Here is a 15,125-nt window from a genome sequence, read left to right on the forward strand (position 1 = left end):
CCCTCGGCTTCCGGAACCTCACCCACTACATCGCCAGATCACTACTCGAAACCGGCGGCTTCAGACCCCACCTACACCCTGGATTGTGAAGAGCCCTTTTGCCACTCGTGTGCAACCAGTGGTCCTTCCGGAATTGCCAACCACTTGAGAGCCTTGCGGAGCGGATACTTCAACCGTTCCTGAGTCATCATCCACACTAATTGAAACGGTTTCCATCGTTCCAGAGACGGGCGCGGCATTCACTGATCGGATACCAGTTTCCTCTTCTTGTGGACCAAGAGACTTCTTAGCGAGCTCATTCCATTGAGCTTGCATGGAATCGACGGCCCGAGTGGCATCAGAATCAGAAATGCCACGGAGAATGGTCACTGTGACGTCTTTTCCACCAACCCTAGTTCGGTATGTTGACAGCGCGTCGTCTCCGCCATTTCGTCCAACTGTCTGAGAAGTCTCGCCCGCACGTCCAAGGGAAATCTTGTCTGGACCGACGAGTTCACGGACGTTGTATGAGCATCCGTTTGACAGGGGGTTCGCGGAAGCGGCTGGGCTCACAAAAGCGCTTGCTGCGAGCAATGCAGCCGAGAAGAAGATCAGGGGTGCTTTTCTCATAGCTAAGGATGGGAGTACGCAGGCTCATGCGTCAAGAGGCATTTTTCCCGGAAACACCGGGTGCAGACAGAGGGGTGACTCGCACCTCAGGACCCAGGAGGGGCCACTCGCAAGCAGGGAGGGCCCAGGTCGTCGGCGCGCCTACTCAGAGTCACGTGACGGTGCCGCGAAGATCGACTTCGAACAACTTCAGAGACGGTGAGAGGGCCCCCAGCTACCAACTGGAGACCCTCTCGGAAGACTCAGAACGAAAAGCGCTCTTTCAGCTTCCCGCTACCGGACCCAACTTGGGACCGCGACAAACAGGTTACCCAGGGTAGATCAAAGGCCAGCGAACCGACACCCCGACACAGTGGCATCATTGTGATCCTCGACGACATCCGCGGACGCGCCCTGGCGAGTCCCGACGCCTTCGGCACCGAGTCCGCGGCTCTCTAGTAGCAACTCATGCAGCACCACAGCCAGCCCGACGGCCCGACGGCCCGGAGGTCGTCACCACCTCCGCGCCCGTCATCACCGTGGACGGGCTGCTGTTCAAGAACAGCTCGCGCGGCGGCGTCCTGCTGCCGTACGAGGACTGGCGCTTGGACGCCGACGCGCGCGCCGCGGACCTCGCGTCCCGGCTGCCGATCGAGGCTCTGGCCGGGCTGATGCTCTACAGCCGGCACCAAAGCGTGCCCGCCCCCGAGGGCGGCCCGTTCGCGGGCACCTATGCCGGACGCCCCTTCTCGGACGCCGCCATCGCGCCGCACGCCCTATCGGACCAGCAGCGCACCATGCTCGCGGACGACCAGATCAGGCACGTGCTATTGATGCAGGCGACGGACGCCGCCACTGCGGCCCGCTGGAACAACGAGCTGTAGGCCCTGGCGGAGGAGCTGCCGTTCGGCGTCCCGGTGAACACGTCGTCGGATCCGCGCAACGGCGCCGCCGAGACGACTGCTGAGTTCAAGTCGACCAGCCTGGCGATCTCGCGCTGGCCCGAGGGGCTCGGCATGGCCGCACTCTTCGACCCGGACGCCTGCCGCACGTACGCCTCGATCATCTCGCGCGAGTACCGTGCGCTCGGCATCACCACCGCGCTCGGGCCCCAGGCCGATCTGGGCACCGACCCGCGCTGGCTGCGCCTCGAGGACCAGGACGGTGACGGCAGCGAACTCGGGTGACGCCGACCTGGTCCGCGCTGCGCGCGAGGCGATGGGCGAGCGTCCCGTGATCGTCGTGCTGCGGCTGCATCACCCGCCGGTGCTGACCGAGATCGAGCCCTACGCGGACGCGATCCTGGTCGACCTGGGCGTCTCGTCCCGGTCCGTCTGGGACGTGATCGCTGGGTCGTACGAGCCGTCCGGGTTGCTGCCGCTGCCGCTGCCGGCGTCCATGGAAACCGTGGAGGCCCACTGCGAGGATCTGGGCTTTGACTACGCGGTTTACACGGATGCGGCGGGCAACAGCTACGACTTCGGGTACGGGGCTCAACTGGTCCGGACGCATCAGCGATGACCGGACGCGCCGCTACGCGCGGATCTGAGCCCTTCGACAAGCTCAGCGAACGAGAGCCCAGAGCCGTCGCAGTTGGCTGAGCTTGTCGAAGCCCCTACACCGCCTGCAACGCCGTGATCGCGACGGTGTTGATGATGTCCGGGACCGTAGCCCCTCGCGAGAGGTCGTTGATGGGCTTGTTCAGCCCCTGCAAGACCGGCCCGATCGCGAGCGCACCGGCCGTCCGCTGGACAGCCTTGTACGCGATGTTGCCGGCGTCCAGCGACGGGAAGATCAGCACCGTCGCCCGCCCGGCGACCGCCGAGTTCGGCGCCTTCGTCCGGGCCACCTCGGGAACGATCGCGGCGTCCAATTGCATGGGTCCGTCAATCGCCAACGAGGGGTCCAGCGCCTGAGCCAGCTTCGTCCCCTCGACGACCCGGTCCACGTCCGGCCCGGATCCCGACGTGCCCGTCGAGTACGACAGCAGCGCCACTCGCGGCTCGATGCCGAACTGCTTGGCCGTCCGCGCCGAGGTCACCGCGATCTGCGCGAGTTGCTCCGGCGTCGGGTTCGGGTTCACCGCGCAGTCACCGAAGGCCAGCACCTTGTCGGGCAGGCACATGAAGAACACCGACGACACCACTGAGACGCCGGGCGCGGTTTTGATGATCTCGAACGCCGGGCGGATCGTGTGCGCCGTGGTGTGCACCGCCCCCGACACCATGCCGTCGGCCAGCCCATCGGCGACCATCATCGTGCCGAAGTACGACACGTCCGCCATGCGCTCGAACGCCTGCTCCGGCGTCACGCCCTTGGCCTTGCGCAGCTCCGCGTACTCATCGGCGAACCGCCTCCGCAAGGCATCCGTCTCGGGGTCGATAACGGTCGCCGCACTCACGTCCAACCCGAACTCGGACGCCGTCGCCGCCACCTCGGCGGCGTTCCCCAGCAGCGTCAGCCGGACGATTCCCCTCGCCAGCAGGTGCGCAGCGGCCTTCAGCACCCGCGGCTCGGTGCCTTCGGGCAGCACCACGTGCCGGTTGGCTCGCTTCGCGGACGCCAGCACCTCGTGCTCGAACTCGTGGATCGCCGCCTCCGTGCAGACCAGCGGCACGTCCGGCACGCGGGAGTTCCACAGCGCGATCACGTCGTCCGGCAGCGAACCCGTCACGACGACCGCCCGCGGCAGCGGACGCCCCAGCTCCCGCGCGAAGACCAGCCCGAGCACGACGTCCACCCGCTCGGGCGCGACCACCAACGACAAGGCAGGATCCAGGGCGTCCAGGATCGCGGCGACCCCACCGGACGCCGCCGTGACCTGGACCGAGTTCGTCATGGCTACAGCGACGCCAGGACCTTGGCGATCACGGCGTCCAAGCCCTCGGGCGCGTGCCCGAGTTGGGCGATGACCGCCGACCGCACCCGCCGGGCCAGGTCCGAGTTGGACGCCGCCGGCGCCACCCCGACCGGACGCGGGGCCGCGAGCGCGGCGTCCGAGAAGACCAAGGAGAAGCCCTTGTCGCGGGCGAATTCCTTGGCCGAGTCGGTGACGATCGCCCCCGCGGGCACCTGGTGCGAGCCGAGGCCCTGGGCGACGAAGCCCTGGACGGTCTCTTTGGTGATGACGACGCGGCCCATGGCTACTGGCCCGTGATCGCTTCGATGGCGCCGACGGCCGCGTTGCGGGCGGCCAGGATGTCGGACTCCCCGCCGGACATCCACAGCCGTCCGAACACGCCGACCGACGACAGGTGGTTCAGGAACACCGGGGACGCCTTCTCGGCCTCGTTCGCGGCGAGTGTGATGTAGGCGGCCGGCTCGACCTCGAGCACCATCAAGGTCTGGCCGGCCACGAGCATCGTCCCGCGATTGAAACGATTGAGCAACTGGGCCTGGTACGGGTTCACGTTGGTGATGATCTGTTCGGACGCCAGCTTCGGGCGCAGCCGCGACGTCATCGGAAGACCCAGCTCTTCCAACACGACGTCGCCGGCCCGCAGCACGTCGGCCTGCGAGAGCGAGTGCACCTCGAACATGCCGTACTGACGCTCGACGATCTGCGCCCCCGGACGAACGTCCGTGGCCTTCACCACCTTGTCGACCACCTTGAACACCCAGTTGCCGGGCGCCATCTCGACGTACAGCGACGCCATGCCCTCGACGGGCGGATCGCCCTGGGAGATCGTGCCCATGAAGGCCGCGAACTGCGGCTGCATGCGGTCCAGGTGGCAGAAGGTGCGCAGCTGGAAGTTGGCGGGATCGGTCATCGGAAGGCTCCCTCGGTGAGGACGTCGGCAAACGAGGCCACGCCCAGCGGCGTGACCAACATGGGTTCGGGGGCGACCTCGCAGGGCACCCCGGTGATGCGGGTCATGACGGGCGCGATGCCCGCGAAGGCGGCGGTGCCGCCGACCAGATACAGGTGTTCGACGCGGTGCCCGGCGATGCCGGTGCGGACGATCGTCGACACCTTTTCGAGCGTGGGCGTCACGATCGGCAGCAGCCGCGCGTGGTTGGCCGGGTCGCACTTGAGCTTCTCGGCCTCTTCGAACGACACCCCGAGCGCCCCGGCGATGACCAGTGACAGATGCGTCCCGCCGCTGGGCTCGTCGTGGGTCGCGACGACCTGCCCGTCGCGCAGGATCGCCACCCCGGTCGTGCCGCCGCCGATGTCGACCACGGCCCCGTCGCGCACCCCGAGCACCGCGTTGGCGGCCGTCGGCTCGTCCACGACGGCGGTGCAGGCGATGCCAGCCCCCTCCAGCACGTAGCCGTGGGCCCGATGATCGGACGCCGACACGCTCGGCGGGATCGTCACGGCCCCGGCCGTGAGCCGACGTCCGGTGCGGCGCTCCACGGCGTCCTTCAGCTCGGTGACGACGCGCGTCGCCCCGGCGAAGTCCCAGACGATGCCGTCGCGGACGACGTCGGCGAACACTGACGCCCCGGCCAACGGAACGCCGTCGGCGTCCGTCACCATGACGACCGTGTAGGCGGTGCCGAGGTCGACCCCGACACGGATGCCCACGTCCCGCTCGATCGGCCGTTTGCCCTTCAATCGGGCCGCGGCTAGGCGCATCGTTTTGTCGACCTTCACTGCGACTCCCAGTCGGCCGGGTACGTCACGTAGACGAACTTGGCCCAGGTCGGCGTCGAGAAGGTGATCGTGGAGCCCTTCGGCACGTACAGCACGTCGCCCGGACGCCCCACGCGGACGCCGTCCGGCGTCCCGATGTGCAGCTCGCCCTCGAGCACGATCTGCACCTCGTCGTAGTTGAGCGTCCACGGGAAGGATCCCGCGGTCAGCGTCATGTAGCCGGCCGCCATCGGCGCCCCGTCGGCCCCGGTCACGACGTCCGCGGTGCGCACGTCCATGCCCGGCGGCGGACCGGGGTAACCGAACTTCTCCAAGGTCACGTCGCGCTGCGCTACGGCCTTCACCCCGCGCCGCCCCGGCGGCGCACCACCCTGCCCGGCCAGCAGGGCCGTCACGATCGCCCGGACCTGGTCCGCCAGCTGACCGGACGCCGCCGGCGCGGACGCCCCCGTGGTGCCGTTTCCGCGCAGCAGAGCCACGCCATGGTCGGCAGCGAGCTCTGCAGCCGCGGCCGTGACGATGGCGTTGTCGGGGAAGCTCAACTGCCCTCCCCGACCGGCTGCGCGCACGTCAGCCGTCGTGATGATGGTCCGACCCATGGGCTAAACGATCAGGCCTGCGCCTTGGGCAGGATGGCCTCGACGTCGCCGTGGGGACGCGGGATCACGTGCACCGACACCAGCTCACCGACGCGGGCAGCGGCGGCGGCACCGGCGTCCGTCGCTGCCTTGACGGCACCGACGTCGCCGCGGACCATGACGGTCACGTACGCCGAGCCGATCTGCTCCTTGCCGATGAGCTTGACGTTCGCGGCCTTGACCATCGCGTCGGCGGCCTCGATGGCCCCGATCAGGCCCCGGGTCTCGACCATGCCGAGGGCGATCATCTGGACGTCTGCCATGGGAGTACTCCTTTGGTTACTTACTGCTGGGCTTGCTGGGTATTCAGTTGTGGGAACGGGGGCGACCGCGGTCGCGGTCTCGGTTGGACGCCGTCGGCGCTGCTTGGTCTCGATCATGGGCTACTCACCGGCCCATCTCTTTCAGGACGAGGTGGACGACGCGCTCGATCATCTCGGCATCGCTGGAGCGCTGCGGCAGGTGCCCCGGAGCGGAGAAGGCGGACGCCGCGGACGGCCCGCCCTTCCAGGCTTGGGCGACCGCCGGGGCGTCGTGCAGGTGGTACGCGATGCGCTTGATGTTCAGGACGTGCTCGACGGAGACGTTGTCGGAGATCACCGCGCCGCCCATGCCGCCGGGGGCCAGCGTCATCGACGGCTTGATGCCGGTCGTCGCGCCGACGCCGCCGAGGCTGCCCCACGTGTTGACGAGGATCCGGAAGGCGGGCTTCTGGATGCCGAAGGCCAAGATGGCCTCCTCGTCACGCGAATGGATCACGACCGAGTGCCCGTCGCCGCCGAACTTGAGCAGCTCGACCGCCTTCTCGCAGCCCGCGTGCCAGCCGTCGGCGACCATGAAGCCGAGCACCGGGGTCAGCTTCTCCCGCGAGAGGGGGAACTTGGGCCCCACGCCGGCGAGATCCGCGACCAGGATGCGGGCCGAATCCGGCACCGAGATGCCCGCCAGCTTGCCGACCTGCTGCGGCGTCCGTCCGGCGTACGAGCCGTTCAGCATGCCGTTCGGACGGAACATCTGCGAGCCGAGCTTGTCGGCCTCCTCGGGCGTCAGCCAATGCGCGCCCATCGCCTTCATCGCGCTGCGCAGCTGGTCGGCGATGGGGGCGTCCGCGATGACGCACTGCTCGGTGGCGCAGATCGTGGAGCAGTCGAACGACTTGGACTCGACGATCATCCGGGCCGCAGTCGCGATGTCGGCCGTTCGGTCGACGTAGGCGGGCACGTTGCCCGGGCCGACGCCGATGGCGGGCTTGCCGACGCTGTGCGCCGCAGTGACCATGCCCGGACCACCCGTGGCCAGGATCAGCGACGTCGCGTGGTGGTTCATCAGCTCGTTGGTGCCCGCGATGGACAGCTCGTCCATGCAGCTGACCAGGCCCTTCGGCATGCCCGCAGCCTCGCCGGCGGCGGCCATGACGCGGACGGCCTCGTTCGTGCACGTGTTGGCGCTCGGGTGCGGCGCCACGATGACCGCGTTGCGCGCCTTCACCCCGATCAGGATCTTGAAGATCGCCGTCGAGGTCGGGTTCGTCGACGGCGAGAGCGCCACGATGACGCCGACCGGTGCGCCGATCTCGACGACCTTCTTGGCCTCGTCCCGACGCAGGACGCCGCAGGTCGGGGTGTCCTTGATCGACTCCCACACCCCCGCCGCCGCAAACTCGTTCTTGAGCTTCTTGTGATTCGGGTAGCCGAAGCCGGTCTCGTCGTGGGCCAGCTGCCCGAGGCGTCCGGCTTCGCGCATGGCGGCGTCCACCATCGCCTTACAGATGCGGTCAACCGCCGCCTGTTCGGTGAACTGGAACGAGCGCATGGCCTCGCGCGCGGCCGTCGCGAGGTCGCGCGCCTGCTGGATCGAGCGGAGATCAGAGTCCATGACGCCTCCTAATAGATCGTGGGCGCGGACGCCACGTCGACAACGGCGTCTTGGAACGCCTGGCAGGCCGCCTTGCACGCCGACTGCGCGCCCGTGAGCAACGCACCCGAGAAGTTCGTCTCGGACGGCGGCGCGAACCACTCCCTCATCTCGACGTCCGCAGCCTTCATCGCGGCGTCCAGGGCAAACGTCGCCTCCAACGGAGGCGCGATCAGGTAGGCCAGCGGGGCACCCACGTCGACGCCGGCGGCGTCCGACAGATAGCTGCCGGTGGCGCTGATGAGGTGCGGGAAGAACGCGAGCGAGCCGTCAGCGTTGGCCGAGTAGAACCAGGCCTCGGCCTCGGCGTAGGCGACGCAGGCGTCCACCCCGGCGCGCACCTCGGCCGTCGACGGGCCAGCCAGCATGCCGATGATCTCGCCCGAGAGCGGTCCGGACGCGTGCGCCGAGCCCGCGTAGAAGCTCTTGGCGTAGACGACGTCGACCTCGGCCATCTTGGTCGCCTCGTCCAGCGAGACGTACAGGGCGTCGTCGATGTCGCAGGTGATCAGGCCGACCGCGCGGTGGTGGTCGGCGAGGCCGATCTTCGCGGCGAGCCCGCGGTCGATGTTGGGGATGATCCGGACGGCCAGGATCGTCGGCTTGATGGGATCGAGCACGGCCATGGCTACTCCTCTCCGACGATCTCGCGCAGCCGGACGCCGCTCGCTTGATGCTTCATCATGCGCTTGATGACCTCGACGATGTACGCGCCGGCCTCCAGCGGGTTGGTGCCGCCGCCGCGGGTGATCATGCAGATCAGGTCGCGGTCGGCGTCCGTCTTGCCGGGCTGCGGGTCGTAGCCCATGTAGGCGCTCATGGCGTCGGCGATGCCGAGGCCCGGGCGCTCGCCGATCAGCAGCAGCAGCACCTTCGCCCGGACGATCGCGTTGATGTCGTTCATGACCCCGACGCGGCAGTTGGTGACGAAGAACGGCGTCCCGATGCTGAAGCCGGCCGAGCTGAGGCCCTGGGTGATCACCGGCAGGATGTCGGCCAGGTTGTTGTCGATCGCCGCCGCGCTCAGCCCGTCGCCGACGACGATCTGGACGTCGACGCCCTTCTTGCAGCGCTTGTCGATCTCGGCCTTGGCGGCGTCCGAGAGGCGGCGTCCGAGGTCGGGACGCAGCAGGTACGTCTGCCGGTCCTCGGCCTGAGACGTGACGCTGAACAGATCGTGGGCCGCCTTCGTCTCCTCGCGGACGACGCCGTAGATCGCGTCCTGGGTGACCGCGTGGTCGGCCTGGAACAGCAGCAGCGAGCCCGTGCGCGGACGCGGCCCGGCGCGTCCCACCGCTAGTCGCGCCGACGTGGTCCGCCGCAGGTTGCCGAGCGCGTCGGCGTCCACGGGATTGGCGACGCCGATGCGGAGGCGTCCGGCTTCGCCCGTCGGGTCGGGCACGTCGATGTCCAGATCAGAGCCGGACGCCGTGGCCGCCTGCTGCGGACGCGCCGTCGGCGTCGTGCCCACCGCGGAACCGGCGCCTGCGGCGTCCGAACTGCGCAGTTCAGCCAGGACGCGGGCGACAAGAGTCTCGAGATCGCTCATCTCTCACCGCCTCAGGAAGAAGGACGCGTCGCCGGCGGCGGCGGTGAGCTGGCCGTCCTTCCACAGCCCGATCCCCTCCAGCCAGGCTTCAAACTCGGGCAGGGGGCGCAGGTCCATGGCCTGGCGGATCGAGGCGATGTCGTGGAAGCTCGTCGTTTGGTACGACAGCATCGAGTCGTCGCCCATCGGGATGCCCATGATGAAACTGCCGCCCGCCGCGGCGAACAGCACCATCAGGTTCTCGATCTCGTTCTGGGTGGCCTTCGCGTGGTTGGTGTAGCAGACGTCGCAGCCCATCGAGAGGCCGGTCAGCTTGCCCATGAAGTGGTCCTCGAGGCCGGCGCGGGTGATCTGCACCGAGTCGTAGAGGTACTCGGGGCCGATGAAGCCCACGACCGTGTTGACCTGGTAGGGGTCGTAGCGCTTGGCGAGGCCGTAGATGCGGGCCTCCATGGTGAGCTGGTCGGCGTCGTAATGGGCGTCCGCGCTGAGCGCCGTGCCCTGCCCGGTCTCGAAGTACAGGTAGTTGGGGCCCGCGGGCCAGCAGTGCTTCTTGGCCAGCGCGGACGCCTCGTCCAGCAGCCCGACGCTGATGCCGAAGCCCTCGTTGGCCTTCTGGGAGCCGGCGAGGCTCTGGAACATCAGGCCCACCGGGGCGCCGCGCTTGAGGCACTCCATCTGGGTGGTGATGTGGGCCAGGACGCAGTTCTGGGTCGGGATCTCCCAGGTGTCGATGACCTCCTTGGTCATCTCGAGCAGGCGGCTGACCGAGCTCACCGAGTCGTCCGACGGGTTGATGCCGATCACCGAGTCTCCCGAGCCGAACGACAGACCTTCGTACGTCGCGGCGCGGATGCCCTCGACCGAGTCGGTGGGATGGTTGGGCTGGAGGCGCGAGGCGATCGTGCCGCGGCGTCCGATGGTGTTGACGCAGTGCTTGACGATCTCGATCTTCTTGGCGCCGACGATGAGATCCATGTTGGACATCAGCTTGGTGACGCCCGCGACCATCTCGCCGGTGAGGGCCGTGGACGCCCGCTTGATCATGTCGCCGGTGGTGCTGTTGGCGAGGATCCACTCGCGGAAGTCGCCGACCTTCCAGCCTTTGATCTCGCTGTAGACGGTCTCGTTGACGGCGTCGTCGATGACCCTGGTCACCTCGTCGATCTCGTACGGCACGGCCGGGTTCTCGCGCAGCGCCGACAAGGGGATCTCGGCCAGGACCTCGCGCGCGGCCACCCGCTCGGCGGCGCTGCGGGCGGCGATGCCCGCCTGCTGGTCGCCGGACTTGGGCTCGTTGGCCTTGGCCAGCACCTCCTTGATGGAGCCGAAGTCGTAGACCTCGCCGAACATCGTGCTCCGCAGCCTCATCGCCGACCCCCCTTCACTGGTAGAACACCAACGTCTTGACCGACACGGGCACGACGCGTCCGTCGAACAGCGGCACGCCAATGTCGATGAAATCGCCCTCGCCGAGACCGATCTGGTCGACCACCACGACCGGCAGGTCGTCCGCCAGACCCTTGATGGTCTGGCCGAGCACCTGCGCGTAGTCCTGCTCGCTGACCAGGATCAACGGCTTGCCCCTGGGGATGCGCTGTCTGGCGAAGGCCACCAGAGCGGACGCCAGCGCCTGGACCTGCCCGAAGGCCAGGTCCTTCGGAAGGTCGAGCGCGATCGCGCAGCCCTGCCATTCGCCGCCCTCGCTGCGATCCCAGCGCGCGACGGCCTTGGCGATGGCCTCTTGGAGGCGTCCGGAGTCATCGAAGGTCGGGACGACGTCGCCCAGATGCGGCTCGACGACGGGCACGTTCTTGAGGGGCAGTTGCGAGTCCTCGGCCCAGATCGTGCTACCCGACAGCGTGACCTGCTGGCTGGCGGCGCCCAGGACGGTGGCGTGCAGGGTCTGGGCGGGACGCTCGACGCGCAGCGTCTTGAGGCGGTCGTTCTCGCGCAGCGAGCGCGCCAAGAGCGGACCCACGTCGCCGTACCGGGCGATCTCGGCGAACGTGTCGGCCGGATCGTGATCGTAGAAGGCGCGTCCGACGCCGCCGGAGAGGAAGTAGGCCGTCGTCGGGCCCGTGAGGTGCAGCGGCGGCGTGAGGCCCACCTTCTTGCCCAGCGGGGTCTCGATGCCCAGGACGAGGTCGACGATGATGTCGGCCATGGCGTCGGTCAGTCTCCTCAGGGACGCCGCCGTCGCAGTCTGGCCGACGGCTAGGCCGTGGATGCCGAGGTCCGCGATGATCGCCACGCCACTAGGCGCGATGTGGGTGACGCGACCATCGGCGTCCAGCGTCAGCTGGCGTCCACCGACCATGGACGCCGCCGAGGCGGCATGGCGTCCGGAGCGAAAAACCGCCGCGTTGGACGACCCGCCGCCGATGTCGACCGTGACGACCGTCGCGTAGTGCTGGCGGGACCACTCGGCCGCGCCGGACCCGCGTCCGGCAATCTGCGACTCGAGATTCGGGCCGGCCACGGTGACGACGAAGTCGCCCGCGAGCTCGGCGAGGCCCTGCAGGATGGCCTCGGCGTTGCGCGTCCGGGCGGTCTCACCGGTGACGATGACGGCGCCGGTCTCGACCTGATCAGGGGTGATGCCAGCGGCGGCGTAGTCGCCGCGGACCAGCGCGACGAGTCGGTGGACGTCCACCTCGTCCGGGGACGTGAGCGGCGTGGAGTGGGTGGGGCTCTGGTAAAGGACCTCGCGGGCGTCCACGTCGAGGCGCGGCACAAGACCCATGCGGGCGCGGTTCGTGACCGTCAGGCGCGAGGCGACCAACTGGGTGGTGGTGGTGCCGACGTCGATCCCGACGCTCAGCAGTTCGCGGGCGGGCAATTCCTACGACTTCCGGAAGGTCGTGACCCCGTCGACCTCGAGCGAATCCAGGATGGCGAAGATGACGGCGTCCACGGGGGCGGTCGTCGTGGTGGACGTGTGGCGTCCGGCAGAGCCCTCGGAGAGCAGGACCAGCTCGCCCACACCGGCGCCGATGGCGTCCACGGCGACGAACGGCTCGCCTTGGGGCTCATCGGAGGCGCTGGCGTAGCGGACGACGAGCAGCTTGGCACCCTTGAGGCTGTCGACCTTGATGGTCGAGACGGCGGAGCCGACCACGCGTGCGATCCTCATGCCGAACTCCCCTGGTTGAGCCTGCTGGAAAGCACGCACGCTACCGCCTTTCGCCCCTTGTGGGGAGGGGTGCTGAGGCGGGTGCCCCCCCTCGAGGCGAGCCAGCCCGCGGACGAAGTGAGGCGGCGACCCCGACATCTGGTGTTCTGGCTCCATGGCTCCCCGACACATCCTGCTCGCGCTGGCCGTGGTTGCCATCTGGGGGCTGAACTTCGTCGTCATCCATGTAGGCCTCGCGTCCGTGCCGCCGATCCTGTTCGCGACGATTCGGTTCACGGTGATCTTGCCGATGCTGCTTGTCGTGAAGCGTCCGGCCGTGCCCTGGTCGCAGCTGGCCGCGGTGGGGCTGCTGATGTCGGCGGGCCAGTTCGGACTGCTCTACACCGCGATGGGCGTCGGCCTCCCGGCCGGGCTGGCGTCTCTGGTGTTGCAGGCGCAGGTCCTGTTCACGGTGGGGCTGGCCATGGTCGCGCTGCGGGAGCGTCCGCGCACGCTGCAGCTGGTGGGGGTCGGCGTCGGCGTCCTCGGCCTGTCGATCGTGGCGATCGGACGCCAAGCTGCGACTCCCCTGCTGGGGCTGTTGCTCGCGCTGGCCGCGGCGTTCTCGTGGGCGGCCGGCAACATCGCGGCCCGGCGGATCAAGGGGGCGTCCGGCTTGGGGGTCACCGTCTGGGGCTCGCTGTTCGTGCCGCTGCCGCTGTTCGTGTTGTCGCTGCTGCTGGAGGGACCCGCGGCCATCGGTACGGCGGTCACTCATTTCCCCTTGTCGGCAGGACTTTCCACGCTCTACACCGCCGCGCTGTCGACGCTGTTCTGCTACGCGGTGTGGAACATGCTGCTCGCCCGCTACCCCGCGGCCGAGGTGGCACCCTTCACGCTCTTGGTGCCGGTGATCGGGATCGTCGCGGCCGGCGTCCTGTTGGGAGAACGGCCGAACGCCGCCGAGGCTATCGGCGGCGTCGTCCTGCTCGCGGGCGTCGGGATCGCCGTGCTGCCGTGGCGCAGACTGCTGGCACGGCGTCCGACGTCGTGAACTAAAGGTCAGGGGACTGGCTGATGCACAACAGCTTGTTGCGCAGCTTGTTGCCCAGTCCGCCGGCGCCGTCCGGGCAGGTGGACTCGTCGGCGGTGCCGTCCTTGACCACCTCGCGCGGTCAGAGTCGCTCAACGGTCGGGCCATCGCCCGCGGGGAGGCGGGCGAGTTCTCGGCGGGCTTGAACGGGACCGCGTCCGAAACACCTTGACGCCAGCGCATCGAAAAGGGCTCCCTACGTTGTTGTAGAGAGCCCCTTGGCGGTGGCGGTGGGATTTGAACCCACGGAAGGGAGACCCTTCACGCGCTTTCGAGGCGCGCTCCTTCGGCCGCTCGGACACGCCACCGCGGGAGACAATACAAGCCGCTCCAATCTGGACGCCAATCGGCGCAGGCGTCCACGATCTCAGCGGAGCCGGTCGAAGAACTCCCGCAGCACCTCGCCGCACTCGTCGGCCAGGACGCCGGACGTCACGGCCACCTGGTGGTTCAGCCGCGGATCCCGGACCACATCACGCACCGACGACACCGCGCCTGCCTTCGGGTCGAAGGCGCCGAACACGAGTTGTCCGATACGGGCGTTCACGATCGCGCCCGCGCACATCGTGCAGGGCTCCAAGGTGACGACGAGGGTGCAGTCCTCCAGGCGCCAGCCCTTGGTTCGGTCCGCGTCGGCCAGCCCTTCGACAAGCTCAGGGACCGACCCTTCGACAAGCTCAGGGACCGATCGTTCCGCCAAGGCCGCGGCTCCGCGCCGCAGGACCAGGACCTCGGCGTGCGCGGTCGGATCGCCGGTCAGCTCGCGCTCGTTGCCCGCGGACGCCAAAACTGCGCCGTCGGCGTCCACCAGGACGGCCCCGATGGGGACGTCGCCGCGGCGTCCGGCCTGAGAAGCCTCAGCCAACGCCAGCCGCATCGCGGCATGCCAACGGGTACCACCGGTCACACGGGGCTCACAGGCCGAAGCTGGACGCGACCTTCTTGAACGCCGACTTGAACCCGATCTTGCCCAGGATGTCGGCGGCGAGGTCGACGGGGTCGGCGTCGAGGTCGGAGCAGAGCTGCTCGAGGTCGAACTCGCTGAGCCCGGCGTCCGCGAACATGTCGAAGTCGCCGACGGCGCCGGCGTCGGACTCGTCGTCGTCGACGTCCTCACCGAGGAAATCTGCGGCGTCGCGGGCGATGGGCCAATCGTTGGCGGCCAAGGCGTCCGACAACAACACCTCGACCTTCTTGCCGCGGACGCGCACCAAAACGAAGAAATCCGAGTCGATCGACACCAGGCCGATCGTGCCCGCCTCGCCCGGGATGCGACGCAGCTGCTCGATCAGCTCATCGAAGTCGTTGGCGAGGTCCTTGGGCAGAGCGACGGACGCCGGATTGCCGTCCTCGCGGTAGAGCGCGACGACGAGATCGATCTCGTCCTCGAGCGCGTCGTCGGGGTAGTCGTCGCCGTCGTCGGCGTCGTCATCGGACGCCTCGTCGTCGTCGGCGTCCTCATCGTCGTCGCCACCGTCGAGTTGAAGGGCGCTGTAGTCGTCGACCTCAAGGTCGTCCAGACCAGGACGGTCGTCGCCATGGTCAGCCAGCTGGGCGTCGAAATCCTCGACCCGTCCGCTCATCCCCGCTCCCTTCGTCCGGTGCCCATCGTCGCAGGTTCTCGCGAG

General features: G+C 68.6%; 18 protein-coding genes and 1 tRNA gene. 4 read left to right on the forward strand and 15 right to left on the reverse strand.

The window, feature by feature from the left end:
• Positions 1–1,127 precede the first annotated feature (1,127 nt).
• The 3 genes from FN821_RS13300 to FN821_RS13310 are packed head-to-tail and all read left to right on the forward strand — an operon-like array spanning position 1,128 to position 2,109.
• A complete protein-coding gene (locus tag FN821_RS13300; RefSeq protein ID WP_131173103.1) occupies positions 1,128–1,472 on the forward strand; it encodes a hypothetical protein in 345 nt (114 codons plus the stop codon).
• Between the two features lie 33 nt (positions 1,473–1,505).
• A complete protein-coding gene (locus tag FN821_RS13305) occupies positions 1,506–1,775 on the forward strand; it encodes a glycoside hydrolase family 3 N-terminal domain-containing protein (RefSeq protein WP_165489386.1) in 270 nt (89 codons plus the stop codon).
• The gene (locus FN821_RS13310) at positions 1,753–2,109 is read left to right on the forward strand and encodes a glycoside hydrolase family 3 C-terminal domain-containing protein (protein ID WP_165489387.1); all 357 of its coding nucleotides are present in this window, start codon (positions 1,753–1,755) and stop codon (positions 2,107–2,109) included. The genes FN821_RS13305 and FN821_RS13310 overlap by 23 nt, the downstream gene beginning before the upstream one ends.
• A gap of 94 nt (positions 2,110–2,203) precedes the next feature.
• Here FN821_RS13310 and pta read toward each other — a convergent pair whose 3' ends face one another.
• The 12 genes from pta to FN821_RS13370 all read right to left on the reverse strand — a co-directional run bounded on the left by pta (position 2,204) and on the right by FN821_RS13370 (position 12,425).
• Complete coding sequence (gene pta, locus FN821_RS13315) at positions 2,204–3,427, reverse strand: phosphate acetyltransferase (RefSeq protein ID WP_131173106.1); 1,224 nt, start codon at positions 3,425–3,427, stop codon at positions 2,204–2,206.
• 2 nt (positions 3,428–3,429) lie between these two features.
• On the reverse strand, positions 3,430–3,729 hold the full coding sequence (locus tag FN821_RS13320) for a hypothetical protein (protein WP_131173107.1): 300 nt from the start codon (positions 3,727–3,729) through the stop codon (positions 3,430–3,432).
• A 2-nt stretch (positions 3,730–3,731) separates the two neighbouring features.
• A complete protein-coding gene (locus FN821_RS13325; RefSeq protein WP_131173108.1) occupies positions 3,732–4,358 on the reverse strand; it encodes a hypothetical protein in 627 nt (208 codons plus the stop codon).
• Positions 4,355–5,188: an ethanolamine utilization protein EutJ gene (gene eutJ, locus FN821_RS13330; RefSeq protein ID WP_241660258.1), complete on the reverse strand. Its 834-nt coding sequence runs from the start codon at positions 5,186–5,188 to the stop codon at positions 4,355–4,357. Before eutJ ends, FN821_RS13325 begins: the two co-directional genes overlap by 4 nt.
• A complete protein-coding gene (locus FN821_RS13335) occupies positions 5,185–5,787 on the reverse strand; it encodes a cupin domain-containing protein (RefSeq protein ID WP_131173109.1) in 603 nt (200 codons plus the stop codon). Before FN821_RS13335 ends, eutJ begins: the two co-directional genes overlap by 4 nt.
• 11 nt (positions 5,788–5,798) lie before the next feature.
• A complete protein-coding gene (gene eutM, locus FN821_RS13340) occupies positions 5,799–6,089 on the reverse strand; it encodes an ethanolamine utilization microcompartment protein EutM (protein WP_131173110.1) in 291 nt (96 codons plus the stop codon).
• A gap of 124 nt (positions 6,090–6,213) precedes the next feature.
• A complete protein-coding gene (locus FN821_RS13345) occupies positions 6,214–7,701 on the reverse strand; it encodes an aldehyde dehydrogenase family protein (protein ID WP_131173111.1) in 1,488 nt (495 codons plus the stop codon).
• Positions 7,702–7,709: 8 nt separating this feature from the next.
• The gene (eutL, locus tag FN821_RS13350) at positions 7,710–8,366 is read right to left on the reverse strand and encodes an ethanolamine utilization microcompartment protein EutL (protein ID WP_180319769.1); all 657 of its coding nucleotides are present in this window, start codon (positions 8,364–8,366) and stop codon (positions 7,710–7,712) included.
• A 2-nt stretch (positions 8,367–8,368) separates the two neighbouring features.
• The gene (gene eutC, locus FN821_RS13355) at positions 8,369–9,289 is read right to left on the reverse strand and encodes an ethanolamine ammonia-lyase subunit EutC (protein WP_131173112.1); all 921 of its coding nucleotides are present in this window, start codon (positions 9,287–9,289) and stop codon (positions 8,369–8,371) included.
• A gap of 3 nt (positions 9,290–9,292) precedes the next feature.
• Positions 9,293–10,660 carry an ethanolamine ammonia-lyase subunit EutB gene (locus FN821_RS13360; RefSeq protein WP_131173113.1) on the reverse strand — a complete coding sequence of 456 codons (1,368 nt, stop codon included), beginning with the start codon at positions 10,658–10,660 and terminating at the stop codon, positions 9,293–9,295.
• Between the two features lie 13 nt (positions 10,661–10,673).
• Positions 10,674–12,131: an ethanolamine ammonia-lyase reactivating factor EutA gene (locus FN821_RS13365; protein ID WP_131173114.1), complete on the reverse strand. Its 1,458-nt coding sequence runs from the start codon at positions 12,129–12,131 to the stop codon at positions 10,674–10,676.
• Positions 12,132–12,134: 3 nt separating this feature from the next.
• Positions 12,135–12,425, reverse strand: a complete 291-nt coding sequence (locus tag FN821_RS13370) for a EutN/CcmL family microcompartment protein (RefSeq protein ID WP_131173115.1) — start codon at positions 12,423–12,425, stop codon at positions 12,135–12,137.
• A 154-nt stretch (positions 12,426–12,579) separates the two neighbouring features.
• Here FN821_RS13370 and FN821_RS13375 point away from each other — a divergent pair, with 154 nt between their 5' ends.
• The gene (locus FN821_RS13375) at positions 12,580–13,458 is read left to right on the forward strand and encodes an EamA family transporter (protein ID WP_131173116.1); all 879 of its coding nucleotides are present in this window, start codon (positions 12,580–12,582) and stop codon (positions 13,456–13,458) included.
• Positions 13,459–13,716: 258 nt separating this feature from the next.
• Here FN821_RS13375 and FN821_RS13380 read toward each other — a convergent pair.
• The 3 genes from FN821_RS13380 to FN821_RS13390 form a co-directional block, all read right to left on the reverse strand.
• Positions 13,717–13,805, reverse strand: a tRNA-Ser gene (locus tag FN821_RS13380).
• A gap of 59 nt (positions 13,806–13,864) precedes the next feature.
• Positions 13,865–14,374 carry a nucleoside deaminase gene (locus FN821_RS13385; protein WP_131173117.1) on the reverse strand — a complete coding sequence of 170 codons (510 nt, stop codon included), beginning with the start codon at positions 14,372–14,374 and terminating at the stop codon, positions 13,865–13,867.
• A 37-nt stretch (positions 14,375–14,411) separates the two neighbouring features.
• Positions 14,412–15,080 carry a tRNA adenosine deaminase-associated protein gene (locus FN821_RS13390; RefSeq protein WP_131173118.1) on the reverse strand — a complete coding sequence of 223 codons (669 nt, stop codon included), beginning with the start codon at positions 15,078–15,080 and terminating at the stop codon, positions 14,412–14,414.
• Between the last annotated feature and the right edge of the window lie 45 nt (positions 15,081–15,125).

This window comes from Propioniciclava tarda, assembly GCF_900182665.1.
Lineage (GTDB): Bacteria > Actinomycetota > Actinomycetes > Propionibacteriales > Propionibacteriaceae > Propioniciclava > Propioniciclava tarda.